Raw genomic sequence first — 24,091 nt, 5'->3', positions numbered from 1 at the left:
CCGTAATACAGGGATACAAAAAAGCCCGCCGGGTCTCCCCGGCGGGCTTTTTACTGCTCTGGCAACATCACCTACGCAAACACTCAGCCATCACGGCTGGAGCATCACAATACCTTGGCGATGGCGTCACACAGGGGATCTATGTTGGTACGGGTGATCCCGGCCACGCTGATCCGGCCTGAACCGACGATGTAGATGGCAAACTCGCTCTTGAGGCGCTCCACCTGATCCTTGGAGAGACCGGAGAAGGAGAACATGCCGTTCTGCTCGCGGATGAAGCTGAAATCCTGGCTCACACCGAGGGCAGCCAGCTTCTCCACCAGCAGCTCGCGCATCTCGCGAATGCGCACCCGCATGGCCGCCACTTCTTCAACCCACTCGGCATAGAGGGCCGGGTCACTGACGATGGTGGTCACCACGGCAGCGCCGTGTGACGGCGGGTTGGAGTAGTTGGCACGGATGACGGTCTTGACCTGGGTGAAGGCCACGTCGGCGATTGCCTTGGTAGCGCTCACCAAGGTAAAAGCACCGACCCGCTCGTTGTAGAGGCCGAAGTTTTTGGAGAAAGAGCTCGCCACCAGCAGCTCGTCGTGGCACTCGGCGAAGATGCGAAGGCCCTCGGCATCCTCTTCGATACCACGGGCAAAACCCTGATAGGCAAAGTCAAACAGCGGCAGCCAGCCAGTGGCGGCACTCTGTTTGGCCAGGGCGCGCCACTGCTCAGCGCTGGGGTCGATACCGGTCGGGTTGTGGCAGCAGCCGTGCAGCAGCACCAGCTCACCAGCCTGTACGTCACTGAGCGACGCCTGCATGGCGGCAAAGTCGAGCCCCTTGGTGGCGGCGTCGTAGTACTTGTACCACTTGACGGTCAGGCCCGCGGCCTGGAACACGCTGACGTGGTTGGCCCAGGTGGGATCGGAGATCCAGATGGTCTTGGCCAGCCCGTTGCGCACCACGAACTCGGCGGCGATGCGCAGGGCACCGGTACCGCCCGGCGCCTGGGCTGTCTTGGCACGGCCGCTGGTGATCAAGGCGGAGTCCTGCCCGAACAGCAGTTGCTGCACTATGCGGCCGTATTCGATATTGCCTTCAATACCGAGATAGTTCTTGGTCTTCTCGTCGGTGAGCAGCTTCTGCTCGGCTTTCTTGACGCAGTGAAGGATAGGGGTGGCACCGGTCTCATCCTTGTAGATCCCGACCCCCAGATTGATCTTGTGGCTGCGAGAGTCAGCGCGGAAGGCTTCGGTCAGGCCCAGGATCGGATCCGCTGGGGCGGCAACAACCTTTTCAAACATGGTATTCCCTGTATTCCGTTGAGTTCGTTGGGTGGCAAAGCGTGTCGGCAAACCGTCTGTGACACACGAACGCGCCCATTTGGCGAGCGCTTCGTCAACTCTTTATATCATCGTGCTCAATGGGGGAAAACCGCTTTCTCAACGACATCTGCGGCAATATCAACCGACCGCATGCCACTCTGGCGCCAGCGCGCACACCTCGGCGGACAAGCCACCATTGGACTCAACCAAACCGCTACAAACTGCTAACAATGACTTGGGGATCCGGCTCGGTTCCCAGGGGCGGCCATCACCCAACGGCTGGGCATAGGCCGACACTATGGGGGAGAAGGCGGTTGGCAGCCACCAGCTGGCCGGACGGCCCAGCCGCTGGGCCAGCGCCAGTGTCCGATCCACACCGGCGGGATCGAGTGAGGTGAGGTGGCTCCACTGTACATTGGGCGGCAGGGCGGCCACGACCTGTTGCAAGGCGACTTGCGCCGTCGTGGGCGCCCATACCAGCAGGGAGCCGGCACAGAGCGCCAGCTCGGCAAAGGCACCGACGCTGTCGGTGGTGATCACCCGCTCGATATTCCCCTCTCCCCACAGGATCTTGCCAAGCCCGGCCAGGGTACGCTCAGGCAAGGCCAGCTCCCCCAGCGCCTGCAACCAGGGGGCCGCATCGAGCAGGGTGCCACCGCTGAAAAACAGGCTGAAGGGTTGTGGCGCACGCAAGCGCAGCAGCTGATCGGTGCAGAGTCGAATGCCCTTGTCCTCGAAATCGATCTGCTCGTTGGGGCTGAAGGTTGCCTCCGGTTTGCGATAGAGCGCCGCCAGTACCCGCTCGTTGACCCGCTCACCAAGCTGCCAGCCATGGGCCTGCAGCCACTCTTCCGGCGCCGGCGGGGCCGTTGCTATCTCGGCCAGCATCAGCTCGCGGGTCAGATAGCGCCGGCCGGCCGGGGTCAGCTCATAGCTGTGATTGCCAAGGGCGAGCAGCAACTGGTTGTCCTTGAGCAGACCCACCAGCGGCAGATACTGGCGAGCCCGGATCACCAGGGGGGAGTGATCCAGTAGCTGGCGGGCCAGTTCCCGCCATTGCGGGTGACTGAAGTCAATCAAGCGTCATCCTTCCCTGTTTGTCGAACATCCTTCAACGAGTTGAATAATCTAGCGATTCACTGACGAAGAGCCAAGGATAAAAAAGAGACAACGTGAGCTGGCGCAGGCCAAAGAGGTCAAAGGGAAGTGATTAACGCGGGCGAAAGCGGGCAATGAAATGACAGGCAGCAGATAAAACAAAACGGCCAAGCAAGCTTGGCCGTTTATCAACTAAATCAGTGCTAAGACTGGATTAGAAGTTGTATTGCAGGGCAACAGTGAAGTCGTCATCCTTGCCGCTAACACCGTTGATTTTGTATTCGGTGTAGGCTTTCAGCTTGGAAGTGAAGGAGTACTGTACGCCCAGCAGAGTGGCATCCATCAGGTCTTCGTAGGAAGAACCGCTCAGGTTGGCATTCTCTTTACCTTCTTTGAAGTTGTAGCCGGCCAGGAAGGTCCAGGCATCAACGTTGTAGGTAGCAGCCAGTTCGTAACCACGGCCTTCATCTTTGTAGCCAGTGGTGTCGTTCTTCACTTCAGCCTGGGTGTAAACACCGGCGAAGTTGAAGCCGTTGATGGCGTAGTGTGCGCCCAGCGCCCACTCGGATTTCTTGCCGCTAGCGTCTGTGGTTTTGCCTTCCAGGTCGGAGTAAGCATAACCACCGTTGAAGCCCAGGCCGAAGTCGAAGTCATAACCGACAGCAGCAGCATAAGCATACTTACGCTTCACGTCCGGGAAAACAGTAGTCTTGATGCCACCAGCAACGTCTGCCACTTTCACAGCTTGGTCATCGTTGGTTTGATAGGACACTTTGCCCTTGAAACCGCCGATGGCGTTGGAGTAGATGACCTGGCCTTCTTGACGACCGTCATAGAAGTTACCTTCGCTGCCCCACTCGTTGAAGATATCGGTCGGCTCCAGTACGTCGTAGAAGGCGGTATCGGTCTGACCGAAGATAACCTTGCCGTACTGGGTGCCATCGAAACCAACGTAGATGTGACGGGAGTCAAACTTGTTGGCGGAGTTTTCAGCAGAAACTTGCCACTCGGTCTTGGCGATACCGGACCAGGTGTTGTTCAGAGCAATCTTGCCGGACCAACCCAGACGGGAAGAACCTTTCAGCTCACCATCAACATCTTTGTAACCAGAAGCAGCGGTAGAGTCAGCTTCGTTGGTGTCACCGTAGTAGTTAGCCTGTACACGGCCGTATACGTCAAAAGTGGTACCGTCTTTGTCATAGATCACTGCAGCGTTAGCGGCGGATGCAAACAGAGCCGGGATAGCAATAGCCAGAATTGTCTTTTTCATAGTTTCCAATGCCTACTGTAATTAAACACTAAGTTGTTGTTATTCCCTGTGTTAGCGATGTTCTTTGCATCACTATGGGGCCGAGACTAGCACCGGGTTTTCCAATCCGCAATGAAAAAACTTGGAACTTTTTACGAAAAGCATAGTCATAGCGGAAAATTTGTGACCTGAATCCCACATTGTTTGCCCCTCTTGGGAAAACGTTTACAGCGATAATGGCTGGCCTTATCGCGCAATATTGGTGATTTATCGCACAGTAGCGAGGGTTCGCCCTATAAATAGAAGAAGAGGTCTGATCTGTGCGTTGCACCATACCTCGACCCGGGTTGGCAGTTACGGGTATCCTGTCTTTCTTCGCCCCCCCGCAACGGTCTTTTCTTTCATGCTGTCTACCCGCCTCAAAGCCGCCATTCGCAATACCTATCGTCAAATCGCCGATGGTTTACCCGGTTTTGTGCCGCGCAAGGAGCAGAATTTTCTGGTGGCGGAGATAGCCAAGACTCTGACAGGGGAATATGACAAGCAGCGTCGCATCCTGGTGGCGGAGGCCGGCACCGGCATCGGCAAATCTCTCTCCTATGCCCAGGGTGCCATCCCGGTGGCTCGCCTGACCCAGAAGAAGCTGGTGATCTCCACCGCTACCGTCGCGTTGCAGGAGCAACTGATCCACAAGGACCTGCCCTTTTATCACCGCCACAGTGAGCTGCCGTTTCGTTTCATGCTGGTCAAGGGGCGTCAGCGTTACTGCTGCGAACATCTGCTTGAACAAGCGGCAAGCGGCACCGAGATGGCCAACTTCGAGCTCGATTTCGGTAGCTTAAGCAAACACAAGCCGTCAGATTCTGACAAGGAGCGCTATCAGGCGCTTTGGCAGGCCTATACGGACGGGAAATGGGATGGCGACCGGGACAACTGGCCCAAACCCATCCCGGATCTGTGCTGGGATCGCATCGCTGCCGACCGCCACACCTGCAACAAGGCGCTGAGCCATCATCAGCACTGCCCCTTCCACCGCGCCCGCAACGACATGGATGCCGCCGATGTGCTGGTGGTGAACCATGCCCTGTTGCTCTCTGATCTCACCATGGGTGGAGGCATCATATTACCGCCCCCCGATGAGTGTCTCTATGTGCTGGACGAGGCTCATCACCTGCCCACCATAGCCCGGGATCACGGCGCCGCCTCGGCCAGCGTCAAGGGCTCCCGTCGCTGGCTAGAGAAGCTGGTACAGAGTGCCGGCAAGCTGGCCAGGACACTGAACAAGGACAGCTTGCTCGACCCGCAGTTGAAGCTGCAGGATGCGCTGGCCTCTCTGCAACCGGATCTGAAGGCGCTGGAGCAGTGGCTCAGCGCCAACGATCGGCTGTTCAATGACGAGGCACACTATCGATTCGCCGAAGGCGTGCTGCCAGACCCCCTGCCCATGCTGGCGGAAAACCTGAAAGAGGCGAGCAAGAAAGCGTTGCGGGCACTGGATCGAATGCAGGGAGCCATCGGTGAAGCGCTGAAAGATGGCGAGATCCGTCGCAAGGAGGCCGAGCCACTGTTGGCGGAAACCGGTTTTCACCTGCAGCGGCTGGAGAGTTTCTGCGCCTTGTGGGAGATGCTGGGACGCCATGTGCCCGAGGGCAAGACACCGCTCGCACGCTGGATGGCCAAGAGCGACGACGGCGACATCTGGTTGCACGCCTCTCCCATCGAGGTGGGTTATCTGCTGGAAGAGTGGCTCTGGTCCAGGTGTCTGGGTGCCGTGCTGGTATCAGCCACCCTCACAGCCCTCTCTTCGTTCAGCTATTTTCGTCACCAAGTCGGGCTGAAAGAGCACGACGGCACCCGTTATCTGCGTCTGCGCTCCCCGTTTGACTATCAGAAAGCCGAGCTCTATCTACCCAAGATGGAGCATGAGCCCAGCTCCCCCGCCTTCACCCAGGAGCTCATCAGTGCCCTGCCCCGCCTGCTGGCTGGCAAGGAGGCGAGCCTGGTGCTCTTCTCCTCCTACCGGCAGATGAACGAGGTGGCGGTGGGGCTACGAGCCAAGGGGCTCTCCTTGCTGGTGCAGGGAGAAGCCTCCCGCAATGCCCTGCTCACCCTGCACAAGCAAAAGTGCGACGGTGGCCAGGCCAGCATACTGTTTGGCACCGGCAGCTTCTCGGAGGGGCTGGACCTGCCCGGCCACTACCTCACCAATCTGGTGATCACCAAGCTGCCCTTCGCGGTGCCCAACTCGCCGGTGGAAGAGGCCACCGCCGAGTGGGTCGAGAAACGGGGCGGCAATCCATTCCTGCAGCTGACGGTGCCGGAAGCTTCCCGCAAGCTCATTCAGGCCTGCGGTCGCCTCATTCGCAAGGAAGCAGACAGGGGCCGGGTCACCATACTCGACCGGCGTCTGCTGACCAAGCGCTACGGCAAGGGACTGCTCGATGCCTTGCCGCCGTTCAGCCGCCGGATTGAATAGGGTTCTGACACCCGGCGGGAGCAGGGCCGACTGGCACATACCCCTTTTGATAGAAAGATGGGCAGCCGGGCCAATCCATGGCGTCATAAACGCCTATTGCTGCCCTTGGGCAAACCTGTAAAAATGAGCCCCTGTTTTTCAGTGGGCACTCGCCTGACTGTTCAAGGAGATGAAATGAAACTGACTGTTCTGGTGCCGGCCCTGGCTGGTCTGTTGTGGGCAGGTAGTGCCCTGGCCGATGCCCAATTGGAAGTCACCAACCCTTATATCGTCCAGCTGATCGATGGTCAGTCCATCAATCCCAAGCTGCTCGACAAGACCAACACCTTCCCCATCAAGGCGGGTGATCATCAGCTGGTCGTCGCCTTCGAAGGCAACTACTCCAGCCGCAGCGACATCAAGCTGGTGACCGCAGAGCCGCTGGTGATCAACTTCACCGTCGCCGACAACCAAAAACTGGTGCTGGACTACAAAAAACCGCGCAACGAAACCGAAGCCAAACAGTTCGTCAAGGATCAAAAAGTGGTCCTGAAAGACAAGAGCAGCGGTCAAGTCGTGGCCAGCGAGCAGTTCGTGCTGCCGAAAGTAGAAGGCTTCCAGCTGACCCGTGACTATCAGCAAGAGTTGCTGGGCATGGGCAAGGCCTTCAACCAGCCGGCCACGGTCGCCGTCTCCAGCGCTGCCGTCATGGCCGCCGCCAGCGCACCGGTACAAGTTGCACCGAGCAAAGCACAGAGCAATCCGGAAGCCCTGACCCAGCTGCAGAGCTGGTACAACAAGGCCGATGCAGAAACCCGCAAAGCCTTCCAGATCTGGGTTATTCAGCAGCAGTAATGGCGTATTGAATGCCATCTTGTGCAAGAAGGGGAGCCTGGCTCCCCTTCTTCATATCCACCGTTTGAGGCAGCGCGCAATCGTCTTGGCTGAAGCCATTTTCCTGACCCCATAAAGCAAGAGGCGACCCCGGGGTCACCTCTTGCCTGTTTATCTCGTTTTGATCTTCTCTTGGCCCATCCGGATGGTTTGACGCCGTCCGGTAACGCTTCGCCAGTCGACAGCGCAGTGACGACTGATGCCTACTTTTGACGCTTGCGGGCGTACTTGCGGCGGGCGCGAGCCTGACGCTCATCTTCACGTTCGGCCTTCTCCTTGGCCTTCTGCGCCGCATCCTCTTCGGCCGCCACTATCTCGGCGCTCACCATCTCGGGGGTTTCCAGCGAGATGCGACCCAAGAAGCCTGCGCGAAACTCGTTCACCAGGATCTCGGACGCCTTGTGCAGATCGGCCAGGCCACCTTTGCGCATGAAGGCGCGCTGGCGGGCGATCAGCTCCAGCAACTCAATCTCGGTTTCCGGCAGATCAGTTATCTGGTAGCGCGCCTTGACACGCTCCGGATAGGCCTTGATGAAGTAATCGGCGGCAAACATGGCGATGTCGGCGTAGTCGAATACCGTGTCCTTGATGGCAGCGGTGATCGCCAGCCGATAGCCGCAGGAGGGCGGGTTGAGCTTGGGCCACAAGAAACCCGGGGTATCGGTCAGGATGACGTTGTTGTCGAGCTTGATCCGCTGCTGGGACTTGGTTACCCCCGCCTCGTTGCCAGTCTTGGCGATGATGCGCCCGGCCAGGGTATTGATCAGGGTGGATTTGCCCACGTTGGGAATGCCCATGATCATGGCGCGCACTCCGCGCAGGTCAAAGTTGCGCTCCGGCAGCATCTCGTGGCACAGGGTCAGCAGTTGCTTGATCTTCTCCGGCTCCTGCTGGGTCAGCGGCAGCGCCTTGATCCCCTTCTCCTTTTCCATGTGGGCCACCCACAGCGCCGTGATCTCGGGGTCGGCGAGATCGGCCTTGTTCAGCACCTTGATAACAGGGGTATCACCGCGCAACTCGGGCACCAGCGGGTTTTCGCTGGAGAAGGGGATGCGGGCATCGAGCATCTCTATGATGACATCGACCTGGGGCATGACCTCGGCAATCTCTTTGCGGGCCTTGTGCATGTGGCCGGGGAACCAGTTGATGGACATATCCGTTACTCTCTGTAGGGGCTGCGGGCGCTGGCTTGCTATGGAACGAGCGGCGGGCAATGGCGGACGTCAGGCGTCGCAAGGGGGCGTATTTTACCTGCTGATGCCCGGATTTGACAGGCTATTCTAGCCCCATGAGCGCAAACCACCAAGGATCGTCCCCCCCTTGCCGCCAGCGCAAACCCGGGGTTCATTCGATTGGTCTTTGCAGATAACTGATTGATACAACATAACATTCAAGCCCAGCCTTCACCGGATTGTCATCGACAACCACTAAAAGTGTCATCTGATCCCTCTAGGCTTCGCTCAGGTTTTACAAGGAGCGAACCCCAATGAGAAAAATGGCAGGACTTGCATTGATGATCGGCGCCGCCCTGGCCGCCGGCTGCAACTCCAACAACGACAGCGACAGCCCGGCGCCAGGCGCCAAAAACGTCATCTTCTTCCTCGGTGACGGCATGGGCCTCAACACCCTGACCGCGGCCCGCATCTATGCCGTCGGGGAAGAGGGCAGTCTCACCATAGACAACCTGCCGGAGACGGCCTTCATCAAGACCTTCTCCCACGACTCCCAGGTCACAGATTCCGCGCCTTCCATGGCGGCCTACATGACCGGGGTCAAGAGCAACAACGGTGTCATCAGCATGGACGGCGATGCCACCTATGAGAGCGACTGCAGAAAGAGTGCCGGCAAGCCGGTCACCACACTGCTGGAGCTGGCCAAGGCTGATGGCCGCGGCACTGGTGTGGTCACCAGCACCCGGGTCACCCACGCCACCCCGGCCGCCACCTATGCCCACATCTGCAACCGGGATCTGGAAAATGACATCGCCGCCCAGCTGGTGCCAGGCGGCACCGGTTATAACGGCGCTCTGAAAGAGGGGCTGGATGTGGTGCTCGGCGGTGGCAGCGGCTTCTTCCTGCCAAAAGCCGACAAGGGCAAGCGGGAGGATGGCCGCAACCTCATCAGCGAGATGCAGGCCAAGGGCTACCAGTTCGCCAGCAACCTAGACGAGCTGAACAAGGCCGAGGCGGGCAAGCCGCTGCTGGGGCTGTTTGGGGCGAGCCACATGAAATATGACCTGGACAGACCGGCCAGCGAGCCCTCCCTTACCCAGATGACCCTGGCTGCCATCAAGCAGCTCAAGGATAAAGAGAAGGGCTACTTCCTGATGGTGGAAGGGGGACGCATCGATCACGCCCTGCACGACACCAACGCCAAGCGTGCGCTGCAGGATACCCTCGCCTTCGACAACGCCATCAAAGCCGCCATCGACGAGGTAAAGAAGACCGACCCCGAGCTGAAAAACACCCTGATCGTGGTCACCGCCGACCATGACCACACGCTGGTGCTCAACGGCTATGCCAAGCGCACCGGCAAGACCACGGCCGACAACCCGGGCGTGCTCGGGCTGGTGAGGAACTACGAGACAGGCGAACCGAGCAAGGATAGCGATGGCATGCCCTACACCATCATCGGCTTTGGCAACGGCTACAACCGGGTGGATGGCCCGCGCAGCAACGTCGCCGCGCTGGATGACGCCACCGTCTCCGCCAACGACTATCACCAGGAGGTGGTGGTCAAGGTGGGCGAGATCGGCAACGAGACCCACGGCGGCACCGATGTCTTCCTCGGCGCCATCGGCCAGGGAGCGGACAGCTTCCACGGCTCACTCGACAACACCGCCGTCTTTGGCAAGGTCAAGGCTGCAGCCGGGCTGTAAGGAGCATTCCCATGAAAGGAGCCATGAAAAGAACCATGAAAAACAACCTGCACAGAACCCTCGTCTGCACCGCCTTGCTCACCGCCCTCGGCTCCTTTGCCCAGGCCCAGGCCAGCGATGCCAAAAACGTCATCCTGTTTATCGGTGACGGCATGGGCCCCACGGTGCTCACCGCCACCCGCCTGTTCAAGGTGGGTGAAGAGGGCAACCTGGAGATGATGAAGCTGCCACGCAGCGCCCGTATCAAGACCTTCTCCAATGATGCCCAGACCACGGATTCGGCCCCCTCCATGGCGGCCTACACCACGGGCGTCAAGATGAACAACGAGGTGATCGCCATGAGCAGCGACACCAAGGCGGTCGCTCCGGGCAAGGATGCCAACGGCAACAAGGGCATCAACAACTGCAGCAGCGACAACGGCACGCCTGTGCCCAGCATACTGGAGCTGGCCAAGGCGGCGGGCAAGTCGGTCGGCGCCGTCACCACCACTGAGCTGACCCACGCCACCCCGGCTGCGACCTACGCCCATATCTGCCACCGGGATGCCGCCTATGCCATCGCCGAGCAGGCGGTGCCGGGCGGTGCCGGCTTCAACGCCGCGCTCGGGGACGGGGTGGACGTGCTGATGGGGGGAGGAGCCAACCACTGGACCCCCTACAGCGCCAGCAACAAGGGCGGCCGCGCCGATGGGCGGGATCTCACCGCCGAGCTGACCGCCCAGGGGTACAGCTATGTCACCACCCAGAGCGATCTGGCCAAGGTCAGCAGTGGCAAACTGCTCGGCCTGTTCAGCGCCAAGTCCCACCTCGACTACGAACTAGACCGCGTCGCCAAGGGGGCGGCCAATACCCAGCCGTCCCTGTCGGAGATGACTGCCAAGGCGATCGATCTGCTAAGCCAGAACAGCCAAGGCTACTTCCTGATGGTGGAAGGGGGGCGCATAGACCACGCCCTGCACGGCACCAATGCCAAGCGTTCCCTCACCGATGCGGTGGCGCTGGATGAAGCGGTCAAGACGGCGCTCGGCAAGGTGGACTTGAAAGATACCCTGATTGTGGTCACCGCCGACCACGACCACACCATGACCATCAACGGCTACTCCGCCAAGGGCAACAAGGTGCTGGATCTGGTCAAGAACGCCGACGGCTCGACCCAGAACGACGTGGATGGCAAGCCCTTCACGACGCTGGTGTTTGGCAACGGCCCCAACCGCCCGGCGGTGCGTCCCCCCCTCACCAGCGATGAGGTGATGGCGGACGACTACCTGCAGGAGACGGGCGTCAAGCTGGGCTCCGAGACCCACGGCGGCGGCGATGTGATGCTGTTCGCGGACGGCGCCGGCAGCAGCCGCTTCAAGGGCACGCTCGACAATACCCGAGTGTTCGGCAAACTGCGGGAGGCGCTCGGCCTGTAAGCTGCAGGGGACCGGGTTCCTGAACCCGGGCCCCTGCTCTTTCGAGCGATCAAGCATGATGCGACTGTTACTTCCGTTATGGCTGCTTGGCAGCGCCCTCTCCTTTCAGGCTCATGCCGAGGAGACCCCCGATCTGGCCGCCCGGATCAGCTATCACGACAGGGTCACCAGCAGCGATGGCATCGCCAAGGAAAACAGCTGGCAGGAGAAGTGGATACGAGTCGGCAACCAGGTGTGGAGCCAGCGGCTCATCCCGCTGCCGCTGGCACGCGCCTATCACGCCACCCATGATGCCAACCCGGGCCACAAGCACTTCACCCATCAGATGGCGGCGCGCTGGGTAACCCGCGACGCACAGGGGGAGCTGCAACTGCGCTACGCCGACAGCTGGCACAACCAGCTGGTGGAGGTGCCGGAGGAAGAGTATGGCCAGGTGGCATTCAAACCGGATTGGGAGCGGATCCGCTACCTCGTCAACCCGGCCCTGCTGCAAGGGATGACGCCCCTTGATGAAGCCGCCCCCGAGCAGGCGCGCTGGTATGAAGGGCGCGAGGGCAAGCAGCGCACCCGCATCCTCTGGTCGAGCCGCTGGCAATTGCCGCTGGTGGTGGAGTCGGCAAGCCTGGACGGCTATCGCAGCTACCGGATGGAGGTGACCCTCAAGCCCTTGCCAAAACAGCTGCCCTGGCAGCAGCTGGAAGGCTACCAGACGCTGGATCTGAGGGATTTCTTCGACTGACGCGCCACCCTGAATGGGGTGAGCTGACTTGCGGTAACGGGATGTTACACTCTGTGTACTCATCCCTGATCCGGTCTCCTATGCGCATTCCCGTTCTCATGCTGCTGTGCTGCAGCTTTCTCTTTCCGGCCATTCAGGCCCATGCCGTTGTGGTCATCGCGGCCGAGATCCCCCCTTATGTCATCCGCTCCTATCAGGGCGCCCCGAGCGGCATGGCAATAGAAGTGCTGGAGGAAGCCGCCCGCCGCCTCAAGGAGCCGCTGACCATAGAGCTGATGCCGCTGGCCCGCGCCCTCAGCCAGACCCGTCATCGCCAGAACGTATTGCTGGTACCACCGGTCAAAAGCCCCCAGCGCGAGCCCCTGTTTCTCTGGATCGCACCCCTGCTGGACGAAGCCTTCGTGCTGGTCAGCCATCGCCAACACCACCCCGAGCCACTTTCGGTCAAGGCGCTGCCCGGCCTGACCATAGGGGTGATGCGCGGATCCTATGGCCAGAGCCTGATCCAGCCGCTTGGCCAGGTGAAACAGGATGTGGTAGCCGAGGAGGTCAGCAATGCCAGCAAGCTGGCGCTGGATCGCATTCAGGGCTGGGCCGTGGCCTGGAACAGCGCCCGTTACAATCAGCAGCAGACCGGCTTGCCGCTGACGGATCTGGTGCGCGGCGACACCCTGCAACAGACGGCCCTCTACCTTGCCGCCAGCCCCCACTTTCCCCCTGCCGACGCGCTGCGCTGGCGCAAGACCATTATGGCCATGCGCGACGATGGCAGCCTGGCGCGCATCATCAAGCAGTACGATTATCAGGCCCCCTGACAAGCCTATCAGGATAATTGCCAAAACAGTCCAGAATGGTTATGGTATCCCCATGAAAGCGTTCATGATTTTTCCAAGCCAGCTCACACCCCGTTGAGCCCCCGCCCTCGCCCCTGACAGCGAGTCGTTCGGGGGCATGCGTTCCCGATCTGTTTTTTCGTATCGACCCCCTTTTGCGACCAGCTTGCCCGCCATCCTGGTCATATGACCCATTGATAAGGAATATCTTATGCAAAGACCTAATCTCGTGATTTCCAGCCTGGATCTCGATCGCATCGAACAACTGCTCGGCAACCACCCGCAGCACCTGGCATTGCAGGAGGAGCTGGACCGCGCCGAGATGCGCGAGCCGGCCGACATGCCACCGGACGTGGTGACCATGAACAGCACAGTGCGCTTCAAGATGCAGAGCAGCGGCAACGACTTCTGCCTGACCCTGGTCTATCCGAAGGATGTGCAGGGGGATGAGTCCAAAATCTCCGTGCTGGCACCGGTCGGCAGCGCCCTGCTGGGGCTGAAGGTGGGCGACAGCATCGCCTGGCCGGGACCCGCCGGTCGCACCATCCAGGTCGAGATCCTGGAAGTGGTCTATCAGCCGGAACGGGCGGGCGAGCTGCACCGCTAGCCGCCACGGGCACGCGCCGACCCGAGCACCACGGGGGACGGCGCGTGTTCTCCCTGCCCCGACCCAAGCCGCCCCCTTCCTGATCCCGATCAAACTTTGGGGCAGAAGCGCCCACCATACTGACCACAATGCGCCCTTCCTCTTGAGCCCGAGCGAGGTGGCAGGTATCTTGTTGGCCGCGCCAGCACCCTGGCCGCAGATTTCAGGCTGACATCATGATAAAGATTGCCCTCATCGACGATCACCAGATCGTCCGCTCCGGTTTTGCCCAATTGCTCAATCTCGAGCCAGACCTCAAGGTCGTGGCCGAATTCGGCTCGGCCGCCGACGCCCTCGCCGGGTTGCCAGGCAGCGGCGTGCAGCTGTGCGTGTGCGACATCTCAATGCCGGATCAATCCGGGCTGGACCTGCTCAAGTGCCTCCCCTCCGGCCTCGCCGTGGTGATGCTGTCGGTGCACGACAGTCCGGCGTTGATCGAACAGGCCTTGCAAGCAGGTGCCAAGGGCTTCCTCTCCAAACGTTGCAGCCCTGACGAGCTGATCGCGGCGGTGCGCACCGCCGCCCACGGTGGTTGTTATCTGACCCCGGACATAGCCCACAAGCTGGCCTGCAACAACCAGGATCCCCTCACCAACCGGGAGCGGGAAGTGGCGCAGCTGCTGGCGCGGGGGCTCGAAGTCAAAGCCATCGCCGAACAGCTCGGCCTCTCCCCCAAGACGGTGCACGTGCACCGCGCCAACCTGATGGACAAACTGAAAGTCAGCAACAACGTGGAGCTGGCCCACCGCATGCTGGACAGCTGGTGATCCCCCGCCTTGCCAGCTATGTCGCCATCTCGCTGGCGGCCTGCTTCATCTTTGCCGCCGGCTGGTTTTGCCTGTGGAGCATCAGCCTGCATCTGGCGGGATCCCCCATACTGGCGGCGCTGCTGTTCCCGTTTGGCCTGCGCCTGGGCCTGTTGCTGCAAAGCCCGATCGCCTACTGGCCGCCGCTGCTGCTGTGTGAATCCCTGCTGCTCTACTGGCTCAATCAGGAGGTAGGGCTGCCGCTGTGGCAGCTGATCCAGGCGGGCAGCCTGCTCACCCTGCTGCCGCTGCTCATCGCCCGCCGCCAGCAGGTGCGCAACGACTGGCAACAGCTGCTGGTGCTGCTCGCCACCGTCACCGTGGCGGCGCTGCTGCAATCCCTGCTCTGGCATCTGGCCGGGGAAGACGGCCTCACCGCCCTGCTGCTCACCCTGACCGGCGGCCTGACCCTCACCTCCACCTGCATGCTGATCTGGCACTACCTTACCCGCGCCACCTGGGTGCCGCTCGGGCCGGCACTGGTGGATCAACCGGTAGACTGGCGCTTTCGTCATCTGGTCTGGTATCTGCTGCTGTTCGTGCTGAGCCTCTGGCTGCAGCTCGGCCTGCCTGACTCGCTGGTGCGCTTCACCCCGTTTTGCCTCGCCATTCCCATCATGGCCATGGCCTGGCGCTACGGCTGGCAGGGGGCTCTGCTCGCCACCCTGATGAACACGGTCGCCCTGATGGCGGGCCAGGCCTGGCACGAACACCCGCTGGATCTGCTGCTCTCCCTGCTGGCCCAGAGCCTGACCGGCCTGCTGCTGGGGGCGGGCATTCAGCGCCAGCGCGAACTCAATCAGGCGCTGACCCGCCAGCTCGCCCACAACCGCCAGCTCACAGAGCGGCTGCTGGAGACAGAAGAGAGCATTCGCAAGGAGGTAGCTCGCGAGCTGCACGACGACATAGGCCAGACCATCACAGCCATCCGCACCCAGGCCGGCATAGTGCGGCGTCTCGCGCCGGACAACGCCGGGGTCGGCCAGAGCAGCGCCCTCATCGAAACCCTGTCGCTCGGCATCTACGATGCGGTACGCGGCCTGCTCGGTCGCCTGCGCCCCCGTCAGCTCGACGACATGAGCCTGGAGCAGGCGGTACGCGGCCTGCTGCGGGAACTTGAGCTGGAGCGCCGCGGTATCGTCACCCGGCTCGAGTGGCAGCTGGCGGACGAGGGGCTCTCCGACGCCCAGCGGGTCACCCTGTTTAGGGTCTGTCAGGAGGGGCTCAACAACGTGGTCAAACACGCCAACGCCAGCTCGGTCACCATTCGCGCCCATCGCCAGGCCGAGCGCTTGCTGCTGTTGCTGGAGGATGACGGCTGCGGCCTGCCGGAGCACAGCTCGCCCCAGGGATATGGCCTGCTCGGCATACGAGAGCGGGTGCAGGCCCTCGGCGGCAGCCTGCAACTCTCCTGCATCCACGGCACCCAGCTGACCGTGGCCCTGCCCAATCGCAAACGGGAGGAGCGTCATGGCTGACCCCCTTATCCAGCGAGGCCCTGCATGCTGAGCTTTATGAGAAGCGCGCCGCCCCAGCCGCTCATCCGCGATCAGGCCGAGATCGATGCCAGCTATCGTCACTGGCGGCTGCATATTCTGCTGACCATGTACCTGGGCTATGCGGTCTTCTACTTCACCCGCAAGAGCTTCAACTTCGCCATGCCGGACATGCTGGCGGACGGCATGCTGGACAAGTCCGACATCGGCATGCTGTGGACCCTGTTCTACATCACCTACGGCTGCTCCAAGTTCTTCTCCGGCATCATCAGCGACCGCGCCAACCCGCGCTACTTCATGGGGCTGGGGCTGATGGCCACCGGCGTCATCAACATACTGTTCGGCCTCTCGTCATCCCTCTGGCTGTTCGCGGCACTCTGGGTCGCCAACGCCTTCTTCCAGGGCTGGGGCTGGCCACCCTGCTCCAAGCTGCTCACCAGCTGGTATTCGCGCACCGAGCGCGGCTTCTGGTGGTCGGCCTGGAACACGGCCCACAACGTGGGCGGGGCCCTGATCCCGCTCATCGTCAGCACCATAGCCCTGCAACACGGCTGGCGCTACGGCATGATAGTGCCCGGCGTCATCGCCATTCTGACCGGCTTGTTCCTCTGCTGGCGGCTGCGGGACACCCCGAGTGCCATGGGGCTGCCCACGGTCGGCGAGTGGCGCCAGGATGCGCTAGAGATCGCCCAGCAGACTCAGGATGCGGGCCTCTCTCCTCGCCAGATCCTGCGCAAATACGTGCTCGGCAACCCCTACATCTGGCTGCTGGCCTGTTGCTACGTGCTGGTCTACGTGGTACGCACCGCCATCAACGACTGGGGCAATCTCTACATGACGGAGCAGCGCGGCTTCAACCTGATGAGCGCCAACTCGGCCATTTCGATGTTTGAGGTGGGGGGCTTTATCGGCGCCCTGGTGGCGGGCTGGGGATCGGACAAGCTGTTCAACGGCAACCGCGGGCCGATGAACCTCATCTTCGCGGTGGGGATACTGCTGGCGGTGGGGTCGCTCTGGCTGATGCCCTTCTTCAGCTATGTGATGCAGGCGGCCTGCTTCTTCACCATCGGCTTCTTCGTGTTCGGCCCCCAGATGCTGATCGGCATGGCGGCGGCGGAGTGCTCCCACAAAAATTCGGCGGGGGCCGCCACCGGCTTCGTCGGCCTGTTCGCCTACATGGGGGCGGCGCTGTCGGGTTATCCGCTGGCCAAAGTGATGGAGATCTGGCACTGGAACGGCTTCTTCGTGGTGATCTCGGTGGCGGCCGGGGTCTCGGCCCTGTTGCTGCTCCCCTTCCTCAAGGCCCAGGCGCCGCGCATCCAGGCGCCGGAAGCGGAGTTAGTGCCTTGAGGCATCAGGCCAGTCGGCAGATCCGGTTTTTGCCCTCCCGCTTGGCCTGATAGAGGGCGCCATCGGCCTGGCTGAACAGGCTGTCGAAATGCCAGTCGTGCTGGCAGCGCGCCAGCCCCATGCTGACCGTGATGCCGATGCCGTCCAGCTCCAGCGCAGCCAGATCCTGCAATATCTGCTCGCAGCGCGCCTGCTGGGCTTGTTCATCCTCCCTGGGCAGCAGCAAGATGAACTCTTCCCCACCAAAACGGCTGGCCACCAGTTCAGACTGAGCGCCGAGATAGGCACCGACGGCCGTCAGCACCCGGTCCCCCGCCTCGTGGCCGTGGCGATCGTTGATCTGCTTGAAATCATCCAGATCCAGCACCGCCAGGGCACCAAATTCGCTCGCCCGCCGCGCAGCCATCCGCTCCATGAAACCGCGCCGGTTCAGCAGACCGGTCAGGGAATCATGACTGGCCTGCTGACGCAGCGCCAGCGCCCGGTACTGGGTACAGAGCAGCAGCACCCCGAAGGTGGAAAGGTAACTGCCCATCAGCATGGAGAGAAAGGGCAGCACGTTGACACCGCTCTGATCCATCAGCACCCGGGCATCCCCCTGCAGCAGAAACCCCATCCGCATCAGGTTCAAGCCATATAGCAGAATATTGACCACGGTGAACACCAGCACGGCGGGCAGGTAGGCAGGATAGCCATACCGCCAGATGAGCAGCACTATCACGGCCCCCAACACCATGTAGCTCAGGCAGGCCAGCAATACCCGGGGCGCCATCTGTTCGTTGAACAAGATGCTCCAGCTCAGGATCAGCACATAGATCAGCATGAACAGGGCGGTGGCGCGCCAGCTGAGGGGCTTGCCGAAAAAGCGCTGCAACGCCAGCGGCATCAGGGCGAGGCAGACGGTGATCAGCAGGTTGGCCAGCCAGATCCCCGCCAGATTGGGCATGAAGGCCTGCAGGGTGAAGAGACTCTGGGCCGCCAGGGCGCACAGGCTCGACCACCACCAGAGTCCGAGTCCGGGGATCTCCCTGTGGGTCGACCATATGATGGAGAGGGTGATAAAACCGAGACTGTAGCCACCCAGGGCCATGATCATGAGGGTGAATACATCCAGCTTGAGCAGTATTGAGGCGTCCATACCCGTGCCACTAAACGAAGGTAACTGAGTATATTTGAAGCGCAAAACAAGACCCAGTGGTGTCTGACTAAATCCTCAATAAAAGTTCACTTGTTGCATAAAATTACGCTGAAAATGCCCCATAAGAATCCCTCTCCTGCAACCCACCGGAAGGTGAGTAACGTTTGACACTGCTGATGAAAGGGTCCGGTGTAACAAAGTGTCCCGCGGGCATTTTGGACTTGAACCCGCTCCATTAGATAGATATGTTGTTTTCGTGTGATTTTATGAGTGCAGTCACGGGGAAAAAGCGCCACTAACCTATTGAGTCATCTGGCACAATCGGAATTTGGTACATTTTTCACTCAGCACACAGGAAATGGAATCTCATATGGGGCTTTTGCCTCAACCAAGACAATAATCCTGTCTTGCCTGTTGCCGGATGCAGCAGTCTCTTGTGCCACGGAGTCGCACGGGAGCAGGTTCAAGGCTGAACACAACATCGACAGAGACGTCACTTATGATCAAAAAACTCATTCTATCTACCTTGCTGTTTTGCGGGCTGGCCAGTGCCGCGCCCAGTTCAACCCTGGACGCCGTGCTGGAGCGCGGTGTGCTGCGGGTCGGCTTCGACGCCGGCTATCAACCCTTCGAAATGACCAACAAGCAGGGCCAGTACATCGGTTTCGATGTGGATCTCGCCAAGATGGTCGCCAAGGAGATGGGCGTGAAGGTCGAGTTCGTCAACACCGCCTGGGATGGCATCATTCCGGCGCTGCTGACCGACAAGTTCGATGTCATCATGGGCGGCATGACAGTCACCCCCCAGCGCAACCTGCGCGTCAACTTCGCCGATCCTTACATAGTCGTGGGCCAGACTATAGTGCTGCGCAAGGAGAAGGTTGGCGAGATCAAGTCCTTCAGCGATCTCAACGATCCCAAGTACAAGATCGCGGTCAAGCTCGGCACCACGGGCGAGCAGGCGGTCAAGCGGCTGATCCCCAAAGCCACACTGCTGCAGTTTGAAACCCAGGACGACGCCAAGCTGGAAGTGATCAATGGCAAGGTCGATGCCTTCGTCTACGACCTCCCCTACAACGCCATTTTCGCCTCCCAGAACACAGGCGCCGTGGTGCATCTGGACAAGCCGTTCACCTTCGAACCCCTGGCCTGGGCCATCCGCAAGGGCGACCAGGACACCCTCAACTGGTTCAACAACTACCTGCGCCAGATCAAGGGTGATGGCAGCTACGACCGCCTCTACAAGAAGTGGTTCGAATCCAACGCCTGGCTGAATCAGCTCAAGTAACCTCGCAAGGGGCGGCCTGCCGCCCCTTCACGCAGATCCCCACACAATAAATAACTACAACGAGGTTGCGACAGTGCACAACCCAACAAGACAGATGGAAAAACAACCCAATAAATTGCTCTGGCACGGCGTCTTCCTGCTGATGCTGCTGGCTGCCGTCTTCGGCATCTATAAAGCGGTTCAGTCCGTGGATTACACCTGGCGCTGGGAGCGGATCCCCCAATACATCGTCTATCAGGCGGAGCAGAACAACCTGGCCGAATTTGACGGCACAGTGATCGCCGGCACCACCAGCGCCGAGCAGGGCAAGCTGTTCCTGCAAAACGATCTCGACCCCAATCAGCGCCAGGCCATCGCCAGCACAGGGGTGAAGGTCGCCGAAGGGGACACCATCTTCCGGGGCGATACCCTGGATACCGAACTCACCTGGACCGCAGGCCCCATCGCCTGGGGTGTCTGGGTCACGGTCAAGCTCTCCCTGGTGGCGGGCGTGTTCGCCATCCTGCTCGGCACCCTGGCCGGCCTGGCCCGCTTATCCCCCAACCCGGCCCTGCGCAATCTGGCGGTCACCTATGTGGAGCTCATTCGCGGCACGCCGCTGCTGGTGCAGATCTTCATCGTCTATTTCTTCATCGGCACTGTGCTGAACCTGGACAGGTTCACCGCCGGGGTCGCGGCGCTGGCCGTCTTTACCGGTGCCTATGTGGCCGAAATCGTGCGCGCCGGCATCAGCTCCATTCACAAGGGGCAGATGGAAGCCGGTCGCAGCCTGGGGCTCACTTCGGCCCAGACCATGCGTTACGTCATCCTGCCACAAGCCTTCAAGCGGGTACTGCCGCCGCTGGCGGGCCAGTTCATCAACCTCATCAAGGACTCCTCCCTGGTGTCTGTCATCTCCATCACGGATCTCACCAAGGCGGGGCGCGAGGTGGTCAGCTCCACCTTCAGCCCGTTCGAGGTATGGTTCACCGTGGCCCTGCTCTATCTGGTGCTGACCGGCACTCTCTCTTTCCTGGTACGTCGTCTCGAGGTGAAATATGCGCGCAGCAACTGATCCGATTATCAAGGCTCAGCAGGAGTCGAGAAGTGCTGCCATCACCGGCACGCCCCGCGCCTTCCCGGTACGTCGTCTGGAGGTGAAACATGCGCGCAGCAACTGATCCCATCATCAAGGCAACAGGTGTCGAGAAATTCTATGGCACCGAGGTGCACGCCCTGAAAAACGTCAGCACCCAGGTGGCCGAAGGGGAAGTGGTGGTGATAGTGGGCCCGAGCGGCTCGGGTAAATCCACCTTCCTGCGCACCCTCAACCAGCTGGAAACCATCAACGACGGCAACATAGTGGTCGATGGCATCTCTCTGACCGAACCGGGTGACGTCAACAAACTGCGGGAAGAGGTGGGCATGGTGTTCCAGTCCTTCAACCTCTTCCCCCACCTGAACGTGCTGGACAACATCTGTCTGGCCCCGCAGAAGGTGCGCGGGCTGTCGCGCAACGATGCGCGGGACAGGGCCAAGGCCCTGCTGCTGAAAGTGGGATTGTCGAACAAGGCCGAGAGCTATCCGTCCCAGCTCTCCGGCGGCCAGCAACAACGGGTGGCCATCGCCCGGGCACTCGCCATGCAACCGCGTATCATGCTGTTCGATGAGCCCACCAGTGCGCTGGACCCCGAGATGGTGGGCGAGGTGCTGGATGTCATGAAGGGGTTGGCTCGCGAGGGCATGACCATGGTGGTGGTGACTCACGAGATGGGTTTCGCCCGCGAGGTGGCGGATCGGGTGCTGTTCATGGAAAACGGTGAGCTGCTGGTGGATGAGAAGCCGACCGATTTCTTTGACAATCCCCCCTCCCCGCGCCTGCGCCAGTTCTTAAGTCAGGTGCTCTGACGCTGACAGCCGTAGAAAGCAGAAGAGGGAGCCCATGGCTCCCTCTGTTTTCCTGCACGGACTTGGCCTGCCATCTTAATAGGGCTGGATCCTGCAGCAACACAGGGCCAGGTACTTAGTCCCTACCAAATCTCGTAGCCATCTTATTTACCACATTAAAACAAATATTTACCATAATGCTTTCCATAAGTCAGTCACCAGATGGCGGTGCAATATGTTAATGAAATTTTAAATCCATTCGGTATGCTGGAATCCAACTGGTCAAACCGGATGCCCGACATGGATGTGCAACTGCTACTGCTTTATCTCTCCCCGATCTTTCTGGCCTTTATCGGCTGGGAGATGCTCTACCTGCGCAAGCACGGGGCGGCCTTTCCCACCGCCACCTACCAGTGGCGAGACCTGTTCGCCAACGCCACCCTGGCCCTGATGCATCAGGGGGGTGACGCACTGACGGCCATCGCCATCGCCTACCTGTATGACGCCCTGTGGGGCTGGCGGCTGTTTGACATAGAACTCAATCTCTGGAGCATCTTGCTGCTGTTCCTGCTGCAGGATTGCTGTTACTGGCTGTTCCACTTTGCCAGTCACCATGTGCGCTGGCTGTGGGCCTCCCACGTGGTGCATCACAGCTCGGAGCGACTCAACCTCTCCACCGCCTTTCGCCAGAGTCTGATGTACCCCGTCTCCGGCATGTGGCTGTTCTGGATCCCCATGATCCTCATCGGCTTCCCGCCCCAGGCCGTGGTGGCGACCGTGCTGCTCAGCCTGGGTTTCCAGTTCTTTGTTCACACCCAGGTGGTGGGCAAGCTGGGCTGGCTTGAGTGGGTCTTCAATACCCCCTCCCACCACAGGGTGCACCACGCCAGCAACGCCAAATACATAGACCGCAACTTCGCCGGCGTGCTGATCATCTGGGATCGGCTGTTTGGCACCTTTGTGGAAGAGGATCCCGCCGAGCCGTGTCGCTTTGGCATCACCAAACCGGTTCGCAGCTTCAATCCGCTCACCCTCACCTTCCACGAATGGCGTGACATGCTGTGCGAGGCCCGTGGCCTCCCCTGGCAGCAGAAACTGAGCGTGCTGTTTGGCAAGCCGGCTGGCCCCGGCAGCGTCTGAATCAGAACCTTGAGGCAGAGCAAAAATGAGAGCGCCACCAGGGCGCTCTCGTTCATTGCCAGTCACAGACCCAGGTCAGACATGGGCAAATGACCAGAGTGCGGGAATGAGGCTCACCAGCGTTATCCCGGCCAGCAGTCGCTCGCGACCGCTGAGCCGCTGATGGTCACCAAGCTGTCGACGGCTGTAGAGAAACAGCAGCAGGCCCGGCCCGTACAGCAGCAAGGAGAGCAGCAGGTATTCCACCCCAGCGGCATAGAGCAGCCAGAGGCCGTAACCGCTCGACACCAGCGCCACAGTCCGCATCAGGCCATTGCCCTCACCACTCAAGGAAAGCTTGAGCAGGAACAGGCCGATCAGCAGATAGGGCACCAGGATCATGGAGGTGGAGATGAGCAGCAGACTGGTATACCCCTTGCCAAGCAGCCACACCAGCAGCAGGCAGCCCTGCACCGTCAGGCTGGTGAGCCACAGCGACGCTATGGGAGTGCCGTTGCGGTTCTGGCGCCGGAAGATAGCCGGAAAGGCGCCGTGGCGGGCCGCACTGAAGGGCACCTCGGCCGAGAACAGGGTCCAGCTCACGTAAGAAGCGAGCACAGAGACGATAAGGCCGATGCTTATCAGCAACTTGCCCCAGGAGCCTGTCATCTGGGCCATCAAGCCCGCCATGGAGGGATTGGGCAGGGCCGCGAGCTCAGGGCGACTCAAAATCCCCAGCGCCAGTACCGAGATGAGCACATAGAGCAGCAGCGCCAGCACCACCCCCAGCACTGTGGCCGTGCCCACGTCCCGCTTGTTTCTCGCACGGGCCGACAGCACAGCCGCCCCTTCGATGCCGGTAAAGACCCAGAGGGTGATCAGCATGGTGTTGCGCACCTGCTCGGAGACCGGCACTGCAAGCGTGCTGCCCCCCTGATCCGCCGCGAAGGTCACAGGGTCGAAGTAATAGCAGGCGAACAGGATGAACAGCAGCAGCGGCAGGCTCTTGGCCAGGGTCGCCACCAGATTGAACAGGGCCGCCTGCTGCACGCCGCGGGCCACCAGCAGATGCACGGCCCAGAGGATGCAGGACTCGCCGATAAAGGCGGCCAGGGTGTTGCCCTCACCAAACCAGATTTCGGTTGGCGTATCGACGAAGCTGCCCAGCGCCGCGAAGGCGATCACCAGATAACCCACCACGCCTATGGTGGCGCACAACCAGTAACCCCAGGCGGAGAAGAAACCCACCAGATCGCCAAAGCCTGCGCGGGCATAGCTGTAAATGCCGCCATCGAGATCGGGCTTCAGCCGCGACAGGTAGAGGAAGCTCGCGGCGAGCGCCAAAATGCCCACCCCGGTCACGCCCCAGCCGATCAGCACGGCGCGGGCGCCGGCCACCTCGGCCATGTTCTGGGGCAGGCTGAAGATGCCCGCCCCCACCATGGAGCTGAATACCAGGGCGGTGAGGGACCAGAGGCCTATTTTGCTCTCTTTCATATGCTCTC

21 protein-coding genes are annotated in these 24,091 nt (G+C 60.8%); 15 read left to right on the top strand and 6 right to left on the bottom strand.

From position 1 onward, the window contains the following. Positions 1-104: 104 nt before the first annotated feature. From BN1128_RS16625 to BN1128_RS16615, 3 genes are all read right to left on the bottom strand, one after another. Positions 105-1,295 carry an amino acid aminotransferase gene (locus tag BN1128_RS16625; protein ID WP_042870778.1) on the bottom strand — a complete coding sequence of 397 codons (1,191 nt, stop codon included), beginning with the start codon at positions 1,293-1,295 and terminating at the stop codon, positions 105-107. A gap of 159 nt (positions 1,296-1,454) precedes the next feature. Beyond that, a complete protein-coding gene (locus BN1128_RS16620; protein ID WP_042870776.1) occupies positions 1,455-2,396 on the bottom strand; it encodes a hypothetical protein in 942 nt (313 codons plus the stop codon). Positions 2,397-2,628: 232 nt separating this feature from the next. Next, entirely contained in the window at positions 2,629-3,684 is a 1,056-nt protein-coding gene (locus BN1128_RS16615) for a porin (protein WP_042870774.1), read from the bottom strand. A gap of 382 nt (positions 3,685-4,066) precedes the next feature. On the opposite strand from BN1128_RS16615, the gene dinG reads away from it, so the two are divergent. Further along, the gene (gene dinG / locus BN1128_RS16610; RefSeq protein WP_042870771.1) at positions 4,067-6,139 is read left to right on the top strand and encodes an ATP-dependent DNA helicase DinG; all 2,073 of its coding nucleotides are present in this window, start codon (positions 4,067-4,069) and stop codon (positions 6,137-6,139) included. Between the two features lie 174 nt (positions 6,140-6,313). Further along, positions 6,314-6,973, top strand: coding sequence for a YccT family protein (locus BN1128_RS16605; RefSeq protein WP_042870769.1), 660 nt, complete (start codon positions 6,314-6,316; stop codon positions 6,971-6,973). 242 nt (positions 6,974-7,215) lie between these two features. On the opposite strand, the gene ylqF is transcribed toward BN1128_RS16605, so the two are convergent. After that, a complete protein-coding gene (gene ylqF / locus BN1128_RS16600) occupies positions 7,216-8,166 on the bottom strand; it encodes a ribosome biogenesis GTPase YlqF (protein WP_042870767.1) in 951 nt (316 codons plus the stop codon). A 332-nt stretch (positions 8,167-8,498) separates the two neighbouring features. Here ylqF and BN1128_RS16595 point away from each other — a divergent pair, with 332 nt between their 5' ends. The 8 genes from BN1128_RS16595 (at position 8,499) to uhpC (ending at position 17,175) form a co-directional block, all read left to right on the top strand. Next, on the top strand, positions 8,499-9,890 hold the full coding sequence (locus tag BN1128_RS16595; protein WP_042870765.1) for an alkaline phosphatase: 1,392 nt from the start codon (positions 8,499-8,501) through the stop codon (positions 9,888-9,890). 23 nt (positions 9,891-9,913) lie between these two features. Beyond that, positions 9,914-11,305, top strand: coding sequence for an alkaline phosphatase (locus BN1128_RS16590; protein WP_042870875.1), 1,392 nt, complete (start codon positions 9,914-9,916; stop codon positions 11,303-11,305). 55 nt (positions 11,306-11,360) lie between these two features. Continuing rightward, on the top strand, positions 11,361-12,044 hold the full coding sequence (locus tag BN1128_RS16585) for a hypothetical protein (protein WP_042870763.1): 684 nt from the start codon (positions 11,361-11,363) through the stop codon (positions 12,042-12,044). Between the two features lie 80 nt (positions 12,045-12,124). Then, positions 12,125-12,859 (top strand): substrate-binding periplasmic protein, encoded by a 735-nt coding sequence (locus BN1128_RS16580; RefSeq protein WP_209428578.1) that lies wholly within the window; start codon positions 12,125-12,127, stop codon positions 12,857-12,859. Between the two features lie 229 nt (positions 12,860-13,088). Next, the gene (gene rnk, locus BN1128_RS16575; RefSeq protein WP_042036507.1) at positions 13,089-13,484 is read left to right on the top strand and encodes a nucleoside diphosphate kinase regulator; all 396 of its coding nucleotides are present in this window, start codon (positions 13,089-13,091) and stop codon (positions 13,482-13,484) included. A 215-nt stretch (positions 13,485-13,699) separates the two neighbouring features. After that, positions 13,700-14,290, top strand: coding sequence for a response regulator transcription factor UhpA (gene uhpA / locus BN1128_RS16570; protein ID WP_042870759.1), 591 nt, complete (start codon positions 13,700-13,702; stop codon positions 14,288-14,290). Next, the gene (gene uhpB, locus BN1128_RS16565) at positions 14,287-15,807 is read left to right on the top strand and encodes a signal transduction histidine-protein kinase/phosphatase UhpB (RefSeq protein WP_042870757.1); all 1,521 of its coding nucleotides are present in this window, start codon (positions 14,287-14,289) and stop codon (positions 15,805-15,807) included. Before uhpA ends, uhpB begins: the two co-directional genes overlap by 4 nt. Positions 15,808-15,831: 24 nt before the next feature. After that, positions 15,832-17,175: an MFS transporter gene (uhpC, locus tag BN1128_RS16560; protein ID WP_042870755.1), complete on the top strand. Its 1,344-nt coding sequence runs from the start codon at positions 15,832-15,834 to the stop codon at positions 17,173-17,175. 4 nt (positions 17,176-17,179) lie between these two features. On the opposite strand, the gene BN1128_RS16555 is transcribed toward uhpC, so the two are convergent. Next, a complete protein-coding gene (locus tag BN1128_RS16555; protein ID WP_042870753.1) occupies positions 17,180-18,313 on the bottom strand; it encodes a GGDEF domain-containing protein in 1,134 nt (377 codons plus the stop codon). A 499-nt stretch (positions 18,314-18,812) separates the two neighbouring features. Here BN1128_RS16555 and BN1128_RS16550 point away from each other — a divergent pair, with 499 nt between their 5' ends. The 5 genes from BN1128_RS16550 (at position 18,813) to BN1128_RS16535 (ending at position 22,607) form a co-directional block, all read left to right on the top strand. Continuing rightward, entirely contained in the window at positions 18,813-19,601 is a 789-nt protein-coding gene (locus tag BN1128_RS16550) for a transporter substrate-binding domain-containing protein (RefSeq protein WP_042870751.1), read from the top strand. A gap of 94 nt (positions 19,602-19,695) precedes the next feature. Next, positions 19,696-20,655: an amino acid ABC transporter permease gene (locus BN1128_RS16545; protein WP_042870749.1), complete on the top strand. Its 960-nt coding sequence runs from the start codon at positions 19,696-19,698 to the stop codon at positions 20,653-20,655. Beyond that, entirely contained in the window at positions 20,639-20,761 is a 123-nt protein-coding gene (locus BN1128_RS26465; protein ID WP_276325069.1) for a hypothetical protein, read from the top strand. Before BN1128_RS16545 ends, BN1128_RS26465 begins: the two co-directional genes overlap by 17 nt. Further along, entirely contained in the window at positions 20,745-21,488 is a 744-nt protein-coding gene (locus tag BN1128_RS16540) for an amino acid ABC transporter ATP-binding protein (protein ID WP_042870747.1), read from the top strand. The genes BN1128_RS26465 and BN1128_RS16540 overlap by 17 nt, the downstream gene beginning before the upstream one ends. Before the next feature lie 279 nt (positions 21,489-21,767). Further along, complete coding sequence (locus BN1128_RS16535; protein ID WP_042870873.1) at positions 21,768-22,607, top strand: sterol desaturase family protein; 840 nt, start codon at positions 21,768-21,770, stop codon at positions 22,605-22,607. 75 nt (positions 22,608-22,682) lie between these two features. Here the strand turns inward: BN1128_RS16535 and BN1128_RS16530 are convergent, their stop codons facing one another. Continuing rightward, positions 22,683-24,083 carry a basic amino acid/polyamine antiporter gene (locus BN1128_RS16530; protein ID WP_042870745.1) on the bottom strand — a complete coding sequence of 467 codons (1,401 nt, stop codon included), beginning with the start codon at positions 24,081-24,083 and terminating at the stop codon, positions 22,683-22,685. Positions 24,084-24,091: the final 8 nt, after the last annotated feature.

This window comes from Aeromonas piscicola (genome assembly GCF_000820005.1).
GTDB classification, from domain to species: domain Bacteria; phylum Pseudomonadota; class Gammaproteobacteria; order Enterobacterales; family Aeromonadaceae; genus Aeromonas; species Aeromonas piscicola.
The sequence above is the reverse complement of the archived record's forward strand: the minus strand, read 5'-3'. Positions and strand labels throughout refer to the sequence as shown.